12 protein-coding genes are annotated in these 11,984 nt (G+C 52.4%); 7 read left to right on the plus strand and 5 right to left on the minus strand.

Going from position 1 to position 11,984, the window contains the following annotated elements:
* Positions 1-12 precede the first annotated feature (12 nt).
* Both NG42_RS05535 and ispB read right to left on the minus strand, forming a co-directional pair.
* The gene (locus NG42_RS05535) at positions 13-273 is read right to left on the minus strand and encodes a helix-turn-helix domain-containing protein (protein WP_052898276.1); all 261 of its coding nucleotides are present in this window, start codon (positions 271-273) and stop codon (positions 13-15) included.
* Between the two features lie 228 nt (positions 274-501).
* Entirely contained in the window at positions 502-1,473 is a 972-nt protein-coding gene (gene ispB / locus NG42_RS05540) for an octaprenyl diphosphate synthase (protein ID WP_052898277.1), read from the minus strand.
* A 381-nt stretch (positions 1,474-1,854) separates the two neighbouring features.
* Here ispB and rplU point away from each other — a divergent pair, with 381 nt between their 5' ends.
* From rplU to cgtA, 4 genes are all read left to right on the plus strand, one after another.
* Positions 1,855-2,166, plus strand: coding sequence for a 50S ribosomal protein L21 (gene rplU / locus NG42_RS05545; RefSeq protein ID WP_017801447.1), 312 nt, complete (start codon positions 1,855-1,857; stop codon positions 2,164-2,166).
* A 15-nt stretch (positions 2,167-2,181) separates the two neighbouring features.
* Positions 2,182-2,439, plus strand: coding sequence for a 50S ribosomal protein L27 (gene rpmA / locus NG42_RS05550; protein ID WP_009092448.1), 258 nt, complete (start codon positions 2,182-2,184; stop codon positions 2,437-2,439).
* 116 nt (positions 2,440-2,555) lie between these two features.
* Complete coding sequence (locus tag NG42_RS05555; RefSeq protein ID WP_052898278.1) at positions 2,556-3,521, plus strand: DMT family transporter; 966 nt, start codon at positions 2,556-2,558, stop codon at positions 3,519-3,521.
* A 16-nt stretch (positions 3,522-3,537) separates the two neighbouring features.
* Entirely contained in the window at positions 3,538-4,716 is a 1,179-nt protein-coding gene (cgtA, locus tag NG42_RS05560; RefSeq protein ID WP_052898280.1) for an Obg family GTPase CgtA, read from the plus strand.
* A gap of 40 nt (positions 4,717-4,756) precedes the next feature.
* Here cgtA and fes read toward each other — a convergent pair whose 3' ends face one another.
* The gene (gene fes, locus NG42_RS05565; protein ID WP_173581472.1) at positions 4,757-5,977 is read right to left on the minus strand and encodes an enterochelin esterase; all 1,221 of its coding nucleotides are present in this window, start codon (positions 5,975-5,977) and stop codon (positions 4,757-4,759) included.
* Between the two features lie 220 nt (positions 5,978-6,197).
* Here fes and NG42_RS05570 point away from each other — a divergent pair, with 220 nt between their 5' ends.
* Complete coding sequence (locus NG42_RS05570) at positions 6,198-8,423, plus strand: TonB-dependent siderophore receptor (RefSeq protein ID WP_052898284.1); 2,226 nt, start codon at positions 6,198-6,200, stop codon at positions 8,421-8,423.
* 42 nt (positions 8,424-8,465) lie between these two features.
* Here the strand turns inward: NG42_RS05570 and dacB are convergent, their stop codons facing one another.
* Positions 8,466-9,899, minus strand: coding sequence for a serine-type D-Ala-D-Ala carboxypeptidase (gene dacB / locus NG42_RS05575; protein ID WP_052898286.1), 1,434 nt, complete (start codon positions 9,897-9,899; stop codon positions 8,466-8,468).
* Between the two features lie 251 nt (positions 9,900-10,150).
* On the opposite strand from dacB, the gene greA reads away from it, so the two are divergent.
* Entirely contained in the window at positions 10,151-10,627 is a 477-nt protein-coding gene (greA, locus tag NG42_RS05580; protein ID WP_052898288.1) for a transcription elongation factor GreA, read from the plus strand.
* Between the two features lie 242 nt (positions 10,628-10,869).
* Here greA and yhbY read toward each other — a convergent pair whose 3' ends face one another.
* Positions 10,870-11,163: a ribosome assembly RNA-binding protein YhbY gene (gene yhbY / locus NG42_RS05585; RefSeq protein WP_052898290.1), complete on the minus strand. Its 294-nt coding sequence runs from the start codon at positions 11,161-11,163 to the stop codon at positions 10,870-10,872.
* Between the two features lie 127 nt (positions 11,164-11,290).
* Between yhbY and rlmE the strand changes: the two genes are divergently transcribed.
* Positions 11,291-11,920 carry a 23S rRNA (uridine(2552)-2'-O)-methyltransferase RlmE gene (gene rlmE / locus NG42_RS05590; RefSeq protein WP_052898293.1) on the plus strand — a complete coding sequence of 210 codons (630 nt, stop codon included), beginning with the start codon at positions 11,291-11,293 and terminating at the stop codon, positions 11,918-11,920.
* Positions 11,921-11,984: the final 64 nt, after the last annotated feature.

Below are 11,984 nucleotides of genomic sequence, written 5' to 3' on the forward strand. Positions count from 1 at the left end.
CGGCCCATTTTTTTATGTGCGCATCAGCTTTTTACGGTCGATAAGCTGTTGCGTGACTTTATCATAATAGCGACTGGGCCAAATCACTGCCGGATGAATGGCAATCGCCTCGGCAATTAACCATTCGCCTTTTGGCCATGGGCGCGTGAGCGCATTGGCTAACGTTGACGAACTCAGCCCTGCCTCACGGGAAACCGCCGCCAGCGATGTTCCACGCTTGCGTAACGCGGCAATAATATCTGCGGGATGCCAGTCCTTGTTCCTTGCATGCATAACCTTTCCTCCTTGAGAAAACCTTCCGTTAAAATCAGGTGATTGCCTGATGGCTATTACTGGATAATTTATAGCAATCATTTTCCATAAAGCTCCAGTAATTTTTCGTAAAGGGGCAGGTTTTGTGTAGGGACGCGCAGAAGGAATGCAACAGGTTGCAACAAAGTAACCGCGGGATAAGGGGATAATCAGAAGGGAAGGGGAACGCGAAGGCGTTCCCCTGAAGCATCAGAATTCGCGCTGTACCGACATATGAGCCAGTGCTTCCAGCGCGCTGCGCCACGGTGATTCTGGCAGTGCCTGCAACGCGGAAATGGCTTTATCCGCTTCCTGTTCGGCGCGGGCGCGTGTCCATTCCAGTGAACCGTACTGGCGCATGGTTTCCAGAACGGGCTCCAGTAAATGACGGCCATTGCCCTCTTCGATGGCTTTACGGATCATCGCGGCTTGTTCAGCATTGCCGTGTTGCATGGCGTGCAGCAGCGGTAGCGTGGGTTTACCTTCGCTCAGATCGTCACCGACATTTTTGCCGAGGGTTTGACCATCAGCGCTGTAATCCAGCAGATCATCAATCAGCTGAAACGCCGTGCCGATGTAGCGACCATAGTCCTGCAACGCTTTTTCCTGCGCCTCGGTCGCATCGGCGAGGATCGCCGACGATTGCGCCGCCGCTTCGAATAATCGCGCCGTCTTACTGTAGATCACCCGCATATAACTCTCTTCAGTAATATCGGGATCGTTACAGTTCATCAGTTGAAGGACTTCGCCTTCAGCAATCACGTTCACCGCTTCTGACATCAGCGCCAGCACCCGCAGTGAGCCGAGGCTGGTCATCATCTGGAAGGCGCGGGTATAAATAAAATCACCGACCAGCACGCTGGCTGCATTGCCGAACGCGGCATTGGCGGTGGCTTTACCCCGGCGCATATCCGACTCGTCTACCACATCATCATGCAGCAGCGTGGCGGTATGGATAAATTCGATTAGCGCTGCCACGGTGACGTGCTGCTTGCCAGTGTAGTTGACAGCACGTGCAGCGAGCACCGCAATCATCGGACGAATTCGTTTGCCCCCTCCGCTGATAATGTAATATCCCAACTGATTGATGAGAGAAACATCTGAATTCAGTTGCTCGAGGATTGTCTCGTTGACGGCCGCCATATCCTGCGCGGTTAATTCATTTATCTGTTCTAAGTTCATCAGTCTGTTCAGCTATCGCTCTGTTCACTGCTATCCCCATCCTGCTTTAAGTTGCCTCAGGGCTGGCTACACCCGCTGACCCGGATCGCAAAGTTATCTCTGTTCACAGGGGCTGCGGCACGGTCATCTTCCTGCAACTCAAATCATTTTGGGTTATGATAAGCGCCTTATTCGTGCTCGCGGCAAGTAATGTATTACAGATTGTACTTGAAAAACGAGGCGGATGAACGCCAACAATCACGCTGCGTTTTTTTTCTGCAATCCTTTGCATTGGACTCTTGTCAACGCGAGGGAATTTGCGTAGAATTCGCGCCCTATTGTGAATATTTATAGCGCCGCCTGAAAATTAAAAGAAGGCATGCGCGGAAAGCGGAGTTTTATATGTACGCGGTTTTCCAAAGTGGTGGTAAACAACACCGAGTTAGCGAAGGTCAGACCGTTCGCCTGGAAAAGCTGGACATCGCAACCGGCGAAACCATCGAGTTCGATCAGGTTCTGATGATTGCAAACGGCGAAGATGTTCAGATCGGCGCACCATTAGTTTCTGGCGGCCTGATTAAAGCAGAAATCGTTGCTCACGGTCGTGGCGAGAAAATTAAGATTGTTAAGTTTCGTCGTCGTAAACACCACCGTAAGCAGCAAGGCCACCGTCAGTGGTTCACTGATGTGAAAATCACTGGCATCAGCGCCTAAGAGGAGATCTGACAAATGGCACACAAAAAGGCTGGCGGCTCTACTCGTAACGGTCGCGATTCCAATGCAAAACGCCTGGGCGTTAAGCGTTTCGGCGGTGAATCAGTTCTGGCTGGCAGCATCATCGTTCGTCAGCGTGGCACCAAATTCCACGCCGGCAGCAACGTAGGTTGCGGTCGTGACCATACCCTGTTTGCAACTGCAGACGGCAAGGTCAAATTCGAAGTTAAAGGCCCGAACAACCGTAAATACATCAGCATTGTTGCTGAGTAAGGTTTTCGAGTCTCAGGGCTGCCTGAAAAGGCCGACCTGAACTGACGAAGATAAGCCCCGCAAATGTTGCGGGGCTTTTTACATTCTGGTCTTCTCTGACCGCAGGATGCTAAAAAATGCAACAGCAGGCAGGGGTGGGTATGGCACTGGCGCTGGTCACAGCGATGTGCTGGGGCTCACTGCCTATTGTGATGAAACAACTACTGGTGGTGATGGATCCGTTCACCATTGTGTTTTATCGGTTTTTACTGGCCGGACTGGGGCTGGGCATGATTCTGGCGCTAAGACGTCAGCTGCCGCCATTACGCATCTGTCGTCGCCCACGCTGGCTGCTGATGCTGTTAATTGCCACCTGTGGTCTGCTCGGTAACTTTGTACTGTTCAGCTCGTCGTTGCAGTATCTCAGCCCTACGGCTTCGCAAGTGATTGCGCAACTGGCACCACCTGGCATGATGATCGCCAGCGTCTTTATCCTGAAAGAAAAGATGCGCGTGACCCAGATTATCGGTGCGGTATCACTGCTCTGTGGACTGGTGATGTTTTTCAATACCAGCCTGATCGAGATTTTTACCCGCCTGTCAGATTATACGCTGGGCGTGATACTGGGCGTCAGTGCCGCAGTGGTTTGGGTCACCTATGGTGTGACACAAAAAATTTTGCTGCGGCGTCTCGCCTCACAGCAAATTCTGTTTTTGCTGTATGTTTTATGTACAATAGCATTGTTGCCATTGGCACAGCCTGCTAAATTGCTGCAGCTCGACGGCTGGCAGCTGCTTTGCTTGTTGTATTGCGGCCTGAATACCCTGGTCGGCTATGGCGCGTTAGCAGAAGCTTATGCGCGCTGGCAGGCAGCGCAGGTCAGCGCCTTAGTCACGCTGACACCACTGTTTACGCTGCTGTTTTCTGAATTATTATCGCTGGCCTGGCCCGATTTTTTCGCGGCACCGATACTGAACCTGTTGGCTTATATTGGCGCGATGGTCGTGGTGGCTGGCGCCATGTTTTCCGCAATTGGTCATCGCTTGTGGCCTCGGCGGAACAAACCCGTCCCGGTGCCTTCGCTCCGGTCAACGGGCGAATGATTTACGGAGAAGTAAAATGAAGTTTGTAGATGAAGCGACGATTCTGGCGGTCGCAGGCGATGGCGGTAATGGCTGCGTAAGCTTCCGTCGTGAAAAATATATCCCGAGAGGCGGTCCCGATGGTGGTGACGGCGGGGATGGCGGCGATGTTTATATGATCGCTGACGAAAACCTGAACACGCTGATCGATTACCGTTTTGAAAAATCTTTCCGCGCTGAACGTGGCCAGAACGGCCAGAGCCGTGACTGTACCGGTAAACGTGGTAAAGACATCATCATCAAGGTGCCGGTAGGTACCCGTGTGATCGATCAGGGCACCGGCGAAACCATCGGTGATATGACGCGCCATGAGCAGAAACTGATGGTGGCGAAGGGCGGCTGGCATGGCCTGGGTAATACCCGCTTTAAGTCATCCGTTAACCGTACGCCGCGTCAGAAAACCATGGGTACGCCAGGTGAGAAGCGCGATTTGCAGTTAGAACTGATGCTGCTGGCAGACGTCGGTATGCTGGGGCTGCCTAATGCCGGTAAATCGACCTTTATCCGTTCTGTCTCTGCTGCCAAACCAAAAGTGGCGGACTATCCGTTTACCACTCTGGTGCCAAGCCTCGGCGTGGTGCGTATGGACAGCGAGCAGAGCTTTGTGGTCGCCGATATTCCGGGCCTGATTGAAGGTGCGGCTGATGGTGCCGGTCTGGGGATTCGCTTCCTGAAGCACCTTGAGCGCTGTCGCGTATTGTTACATCTTATCGACCTCGCGCCGATTGATGAAACCGATCCGGTTGATAATGCCCGCATCATTCTGGGTGAGCTGGAAAAATACAGCGAGAAGCTGTTCCAGAAACCTCGCTGGCTGGTATTCAACAAAGTTGACCTGCTGGACGACGAAGAAGCGGAAGCGCGTGCCAAAGCGATTGCTGAAGCGCTGGGCTGGACGGATAAATACTATCTGATCTCTGCGGCGAATCGCGTCGGTGTGAATGCACTGTGCTGGGACGTGATGTCCTTTATCAATGCCAATCCGAAAGAAGTGGCAGAAGAAGATAAGAAGCCCGAGAAAGTCGAGTTTATGTGGGATGATTATCATCGTGAGCAGCTGGCTGAAGCACAGGCCGAAGCGGAAGAAGACGATGACTGGGATGACGACTGGGATGAAGAAGACGACGAAGGCGTCGAAATCATTTATCAGCGTTAAACCTCACGGGGCACATTTATGTGCCCCGTTTTATTTGCGGTTAGCGTAAAAACTGCGGCGCAGACCACAACTGCTGCAAGCCATCGGTCAGCCCACTGCGCCACCACAGCGCATCATGGCCGCCATCAATCTGATGATATTCGACATCATGACCTGCCGCATCAAGCTGCTGTGACAGGCGGTCGTTGACCGTGATAATCAGCGGCTCACGTTTCCCGGCTTCAAGCAAAAACCGCATGCTGCTACCGCTTCCTGACGCCTGCGCAATCTGTTCTGACAACCAACCCGACTTTTCCGCCAGATCACGCTGTGGCCACCAGAAAGAGCCGGACAGACTCAGCGCGCAACCAAAGCGTCGTGGCCAGTTGAGCACGGCGTATACCGCTGACAATCCACCAAAGCTTTGCCCGGCCACGACTGTGCGTGTCGGATCGCTATCATGCGCTGCCCAGCCTGCGAGCTGCGGTAAAAGCTCTTCCTGTACCGCCAGCCAAAAATCAGCATGACAGGGCAGCTCCACACTACGCTGCTGCGGGTTGATGCTGTCGATTAACAGATAAACCGCTTCCGGCAGTTCACCGGCATCAGTCATTGCCTGCAACGGGCCGCCAACCGGCATGGTCTGCGCCCAGAACTGGCCGTCGAGTAAGATCGCCAGCGGTCGGCTGGCAGGCGCACGGCTACCGGTGGTGATCAGCCATACCGAACGGCTATTACCGAGACGCGAGCTGCTCCACTGATAACGCTGGCACTGGTGCGGTGGTTGCTGTGCGGCTGCCTGCCAGTAAGTTTGCGGCGGAGCCAGTGGCATATGCAGCGGTGACGTGGGGTGTCCGCGTCCGCTTTTCCAGCTGCCATGATGATTGAGCGGGTCACCGATGGCATCAGCAAACAGGCTGCGCCAACTGTTGCGCTGCATTGTGACATCACTGGTCTGCGCCTGCAGGAACGGATCCTCGGCGCTATGTGGGATCAGGCTGTAACTGCCGCGCCAGCTGGCATCCAGCTGCGTTTGCCATTGCCAGACATCAGTACCGGCGATCCGTTGTAAGGATTGCGGCAATCCTTGCTGATGATGATCGCTTATACCAGTAATATTGATCCATACGCGGCGAGTGGCCGAGCGGGATTCATCTCCCTGCGGATCGCGCCAGAGAAAAGTCACCGTATGGCGTTTATTCACCGCCGGTTCGATAATCGGTGTGCCGAGCTGCACCACCTCCTGCCACCAGGTCTCGCTACCAATATCGTTTCTTAACAGCATCATAAGTTATCGCCAGGCTCAGTTTACCGTAAATGGATGATTCAATTACGCAATCAATAATGCTATTGATAATTATTTGTATTTGCAATAGGGTGTTTCCGCTCGCACCAGCAGCAGTTGGCTCCTTAAGATTAACGACATTCCAGCATAATTGGTGAGACCCATCGTCATCACTTCGGTGCCGGCGGACGATGCGGATTTTCCAGGATAAAAAATAATGAACAAGCTTTCACGTTTATCGTTAGCAATTTTGATCGAACTTGGCATGGTGACCACCGCCTTTGCCGCAGGGACAACGGATAGTGTTGATGCTGATGACGGTACTCTGGTCGTGACGGCTGCCGAGCAGACATTACAGGCTCCCGGGGTTTCCACCATCACCGCAGATGAAATCAAAAAAAGGCCCCCTTCACGCGACGTTTCAGAAATTATCCGCACCATGCCGGGCGTTAACCTGACCGGTAACTCCACCAGTGGCCAGCGCGGTAACAATCGACAAATCGATATTCGTGGCATGGGGCCGGAAAATACCCTGATCCTGATTGATGGCAGACCGGTTTCCAGCCGCAACTCGGTTCGTCTTGGCTGGCGTGGAGAGCGTGATACCCGTGGCGACACCAACTGGGTGCCACCTGAAATGATTGACCATATTGAAGTCATTCGTGGTCCGGCGGCGGCACGTTACGGAAACGGTGCCGCCGGTGGCGTGGTGAATATCATTACCAAAAAGGACACCGGCGAGTGGCATGGTTCCTGGGATAGCTACTTTAATGTGCCGGAGCATAAAGAAGAGGGGGCGACCAAACGCACCAATTTCAGTCTGACCGGGCCGCTGGGGGATGACGTCAGCTTCCGCCTGTACGGTGGGTTAAGCAAAACTCAGGCTGATGCCCAGTTTATCAACGAAGGCCATCAGTCACTGCGCACTGGCACCTACGCCGACACAGTACCGGCAGGTCGTGAAGGTTCAATCAATAAAGATATTAATGGTTTACTGAGCTGGGCCTTTGCGCCAATGCAGGCGCTTGAGTTCGAAGCGGGTTACAGCCGCCAGGGTAATCTGTATGCCGGCGACACGCAAAATACCAATACCAGTGCGCTGGTACAGGATCACTACGGTGACGAAACTAACCGTATGTATCGAAAGAATTTTGCCGTCACCTGGACCGGTGCCTGGGATAATGGCGTCAGTACTAAAAACTTCGCCCAGTATGAAAATACCCGTAATTCACGCATGAATGAAGGTCTGGCTGGCGGTACCGAAGGGATCTTCGCGAACGATAACTTCTCAGATATTCAGCTTGATGATGTGCTACTGCACAGTGAAGTGAGTATTCCGTTTAATCTGCTGGTGAACCAGACCGCGACCATCGGTACCGAATGGAATCAGCAGCGAATGAAGGATAGTTCGTCGAATACCCAGGCGTTGTCCAGTGGCGATATTGCCGGTATCAGCAGCACTAACCGCAGCCCTTACTCCTCAGCCGAGATTTTCTCGCTGTTTGCTGAAGACAATATGGAGCTGACTGACAGTACCATGTTGGTGCCAGGTCTGCGTTTTGATCATCACACCATTGTTGGCAATAACTGGAGTCCGTCGCTGAACCTGACGCAAGGCCTGGCGGATGACTTCACGCTGAAGATGGGAATTGCGCGCGCCTATAAAGCACCAAGCCTGTATCAGACCAACCCAAACTATGTGCTTTACAGCCGTGGTCAGGGTTGTGCAAATAGCGCCGGTGCCTGTTATCTGGTGGGCAATGAAGACCTGAAAGCGGAAACCAGTATCAATAAAGAGATAGGTATTGAGTATAAACACGAGGGTTATCAGGCCGGCGTCACCTGGTTCCGTAACGATTACCGCAATAAAATCGACGCGGGCTACCTGCCGACCGGGACTTCCCTGAGCGGGGCAGCAGATGTCTACAAGTGGCAAAACGTACCGAAAGCGGTGGTTGAGGGGCTGGAAGGGACAGTGAATATTCCGCTGAGCGATAGCATCGGCTGGAATAACAACATTACTTATATGTTGCAGAGCAAAAACAAGGAAACCGGCGATCGCCTGTCGATTATCCCGCAGTATACCCTGAACTCGACGCTCTCCTGGCAGGCGATGCAGGATCTGTCGCTGCAAACTACCCTGACCTGGTATGGCCGTCAGACGCCGAAGAAGTACAACTACAAGGGAGAAGCGGTAACGGGTAGCGAGCGGGATGAAGTCAGCCCGTATTCCGTGTTGGGTCTGAGCGGAACGTATGACGTTACTAAGTACGCCAGCGTTACGTTGGGTATCGATAACCTGTTTGATAAGCGCCATTTCCGTCAGGGCAATGCGCAAACTACCGGTAACGCCAATACCAATTCGTATATGTATGGCGCAGGTGCCAATACTTATAATGAATCAGGCCGCACTTTCTATATGAGTCTGAACACGCAGTTCTGATAATAAACGGGGAAAGCCGCGGCTTTCCCCGTTAGTGAGTACTCAGTTATTCTGATAAATATCTTTGTACAGACGGCTTTCAAAACGCACCAGTGGAATACGGCGCTGACGCTGATCCTGCGGCGGTACGGCATAACCCGACAGGAACTGCACAAATGCCACGCGCTGACCGCTGGCAGTGGTCAGGAAGCCTGCAAGGTTATAAACCCCTTGCAGTGAACCGGTTTTCGCCGACAGCTTGCCATCCACTCCCGCCTCATGCAGACCACCACGATAACGCAGCGTGCCATCGTAACCCGACAGCGGCAGCATCGAGATAAAGTTCAGCTGCTGATCATTCTGGGCAATATATTGCAGCACCTGCATCATGGTCGCGGGTGAGATCAGGTCATGACGTGACAGACCAGAGCCATCCACCTGAATGCTGTTGCCCATATCGATGTTGGCTTTCTGACGCAGGATCTGACGCACTGCATCCTGCCCCGCACGCCAGGTTCCCGGCACATTAAAGCGCTCGCGACCAATGGTGCGGAAAACCGTATCGGCAATCATATTGTCGGACTTTTTCAGCATAATCTTCAGCAGATCGTGCAGCGGTGCGGATTGGGTCTGCGCCAGCACGGTTCCGGCAGCATTCTGGCGCTTTTCGCGCACCAGATGGCCGGTGTAATCAATACCAGCATCCAGCAATTCACTTTTCAGAATCGCGCCGGCATAACTGGCACCATCCTGCACCGCAAAGGCCAGCGGCAACGGTTCAGCACGCTGGGTCAGGCAACCGGTCAGCGTGAAACGGTTTAACTCACCAGGCACCACATCCAGTTCACAGTACTGAGCATCAGAAGAGCCTTTTGCCAGCGTGCGCACTTCACTGAACATATTGACCGGGTAGTAAGATGCCACGCGAATAAACGCGTTATCACCCGGGTTTGGTGCGCTGTACAGCGAAACCGAGAAGCAGTTGCGGTCCACAATCGCCGCTCCGGGTGGAGCACTGAAGCATTGGGTCATATCATTCCACGGCCAGCCCGGCGCTTTGTCATGGCTGGAAAACACTGAGGTATCAATCACCAGGTTGCCTTCAATATGCTGTACGCCCTGTTTTTTCAACACGGCGACCATATTGCGCAAATGCTGGCGTGTCAGCGTGGGATCGCCGCCAAAGCGGGCAATTAAATCGCCACGCAGGGTGCCACCTGAGAGAGCGCCTTTACTCTCCAGCGTGGTCTGAAAACGGTAGTCAGGGCCAAGCTGCAATAACGCTGCCAGCGCAGTAATCACCTTCATGGTACTGGCGGGTAGCGCCATCTGCTGGCTGTGATAATCGATTATCGGCGTAGTAGCGCCGATTTTCTGCACCATCAGCGCCAGGTTTGCACCATCTGGCAAATATTGCGCGTACTCTTCTACGGGCGCAGCGTTTGCTTGCAGCATAAACGCGAAGGTTAATCCGGTAACAAGTCGTGAAAATCGCATAATCTCGCGGTAACTGACAGTAAACGAGCTGTCATACTACGGTGCATTGAGGTGCAAAGTAAACGATGACCCATAGGGAACTCTGGGTTAAAATACGTATCAAAATGCAAAACCGATCCTGACCCTGGGGGAATCTCCGGGTCAGGTTTCTTTTGTTTGCAATTCGGCAGTAAGCGCGGCAGAACGCAGTTTCTGCAGTCACCCTGTCAGGATGACGACACTTTGAACAGGATAGATTACGAGGTATTGAGATGAACCAGATTCCGATGACGTTAAGGGGCGCCGAGAGGTTGCGCGAAGAGCTCGAAGAGCTGAAAACCGTTAAACGCCCCAGAATTATTGCCTCAATTGCTGAAGCACGTGAGCATGGTGATTTGAAAGAAAATGCCGAATATCATGCTGCGCGTGAAGAGCAGGGTTTCTGTGAAGGCCGTATTCAGGAGATTGAAGCTAAACTCTCCAATGCTCAGGTGATCGATGTCACCAAAATGAATGCTAATGGTCGCGTTATTTTTGGTGCGACAGTCAGCATTCTGAATGTGGACAGCGAAGAAGAGTTTACTTACCGCATTGTTGGCGACGATGAAGCGGACTTTAAACACAATCTGATTTCAGTGAATTCACCGATGGCGCGTGGCCTGATCGGTAAAGAAGTGGATGATGTGGTTGTGATTAAAACGCCCGGCGGCGATGTTGACTACGAAATTCTGAAGATCGAATACATCTGAGTTCGCTCAGAAAAAATCTTACCGCTGGCTGAGCTGACGGCAATTTTAATCAGCAGGTGTGACGCTGCACAAAATTTCCGCATATTCGCGTCGGTGGGTCAGATTTTAAAAGGTCGATTGTAAAGAAAGGAAAAAGGCCGCATTGCGGCCTTTTATCTGATGCAGGAGCATGGCACTTTTGCCATCAATGAGCCTTGAGCACCGGGGAAATTACCCTTAAAGTGCATCATTCAGGCAGGCCATTAACGCGGTATTGAAATCTTGCGTTCCTTTGATGGGCGATACAGCACCAGCGTTTTGCCGATTACCTGCACGTTACTTGCACCCGTCTCGCGTACGATCGCTTCGACTACCAGCGTTTTGGTTTCACGGTCTTCCGTCGCGATTTTCACCTTGATTAATTCATGGTGTTCAAGTGCTTGTTCGATCTCGGCCAGCACACCTTCGGTCAGGCCATTGTTGCCCAGCATCACAACAGGCTTCAGTGGATGGGCCAGACCTTTCAGGTGCTGTTTTTGTTTGGGACTCAGATTCATCGTATTTTTTACTTACATTGGGATTGAAAACGGTACATTCTACCGCCATCTCGAGTGTATCACCAAACGGCAGAACCGTTTTGGGCGGTTTATTTATCGCTTATGATGAAGAATAGTTGGAAATTGTATGACAGGTAAAAAGCGTTCGGCCAGTTCCAGCCGCTGGCTGCAGGAACACTTTAGCGATAAATATGTGCTTCAGGCACAGAAAAAAGGGTTGCGCTCGCGCGCCTGGTTTAAACTTGATGAAATACAGCAGGGTGACAAGCTGTTTAAGCCGGGAATGACTGTGGTCGATCTTGGCGCGGCTCCGGGCGGCTGGTCGCAATATGTGGTAACACAGATTGGCAACAAAGGCCGTATCATCGCCTGTGACATTTTACCGATGGATCCTATCGTCGGCGTCGATTTCCTTCAGGGCGATTTTCGTGAAGAATTAGTGCTTAAAGCGCTGCTGGAGCGCGTTGGCGAGCAAAAAGTTCAGGTTGTGATGTCGGATATGGCACCCAACATGAGCGGTACACCTGCCGTTGATATTCCCCGGTCGATGTATTTAGTTGAACTGGCGCTGGAGATGTGTCGTGATGTTCTGGCACCTGGCGGCAGTTTTTTAGTGAAAGTGTTTCAGGGAGATGGCTTTGATGAATACCTCCGGGAAATTCGCTCCCTGTTTACGAAGGTAAAAATTCGTAAGCCGGACGCTTCGCGCTCACGTTCGCGCGAAGTGTACATTGTAGCGACAGGGCGAAAACTATAACCAAAATAATTGGAATCGTACTCACAACGGCGATTCCAGGTTTGAAGGATATATAGTACCCTAC

The sequence above is a fragment of the Winslowiella iniecta genome (assembly GCF_001267535.1).
GTDB lineage: Bacteria > Pseudomonadota > Gammaproteobacteria > Enterobacterales > Enterobacteriaceae > Erwinia > Erwinia iniecta.

What these genes read in the sequence shown, in the direction of transcription:
- greA (WP_052898288.1), top strand. Translation starts at nt 10,151, where the DNA reads ATGAACCAGATTCCGATGACGTTAAGGGGCGCCGAGAGGTTGCGCGAA.
- ispB (WP_052898277.1), bottom strand. Translation starts at nt 1,473, where the DNA reads ATGAACTTAGAACAGATAAATGAATTAACCGCGCAGGATATGGCGGCC.
- cgtA (WP_052898280.1), top strand. Translation starts at nt 3,538, where the DNA reads ATGAAGTTTGTAGATGAAGCGACGATTCTGGCGGTCGCAGGCGATGGC.
- NG42_RS05570 (WP_052898284.1), top strand. Translation starts at nt 6,198, where the DNA reads ATGAACAAGCTTTCACGTTTATCGTTAGCAATTTTGATCGAACTTGGC.
- rplU (WP_017801447.1), top strand. Translation starts at nt 1,855, where the DNA reads ATGTACGCGGTTTTCCAAAGTGGTGGTAAACAACACCGAGTTAGCGAA.
- dacB (WP_052898286.1), bottom strand. Translation starts at nt 9,899, where the DNA reads ATGCGATTTTCACGACTTGTTACCGGATTAACCTTCGCGTTTATGCTG.
- NG42_RS05535 (WP_052898276.1), bottom strand. Translation starts at nt 273, where the DNA reads ATGCATGCAAGGAACAAGGACTGGCATCCCGCAGATATTATTGCCGCG.
- rpmA (WP_009092448.1), top strand. Translation starts at nt 2,182, where the DNA reads ATGGCACACAAAAAGGCTGGCGGCTCTACTCGTAACGGTCGCGATTCC.
- NG42_RS05555 (WP_052898278.1), top strand. Translation starts at nt 2,556, where the DNA reads ATGCAACAGCAGGCAGGGGTGGGTATGGCACTGGCGCTGGTCACAGCG.
- rlmE (WP_052898293.1), top strand. Translation starts at nt 11,291, where the DNA reads ATGACAGGTAAAAAGCGTTCGGCCAGTTCCAGCCGCTGGCTGCAGGAA.
- yhbY (WP_052898290.1), bottom strand. Translation starts at nt 11,163, where the DNA reads ATGAATCTGAGTCCCAAACAAAAACAGCACCTGAAAGGTCTGGCCCAT.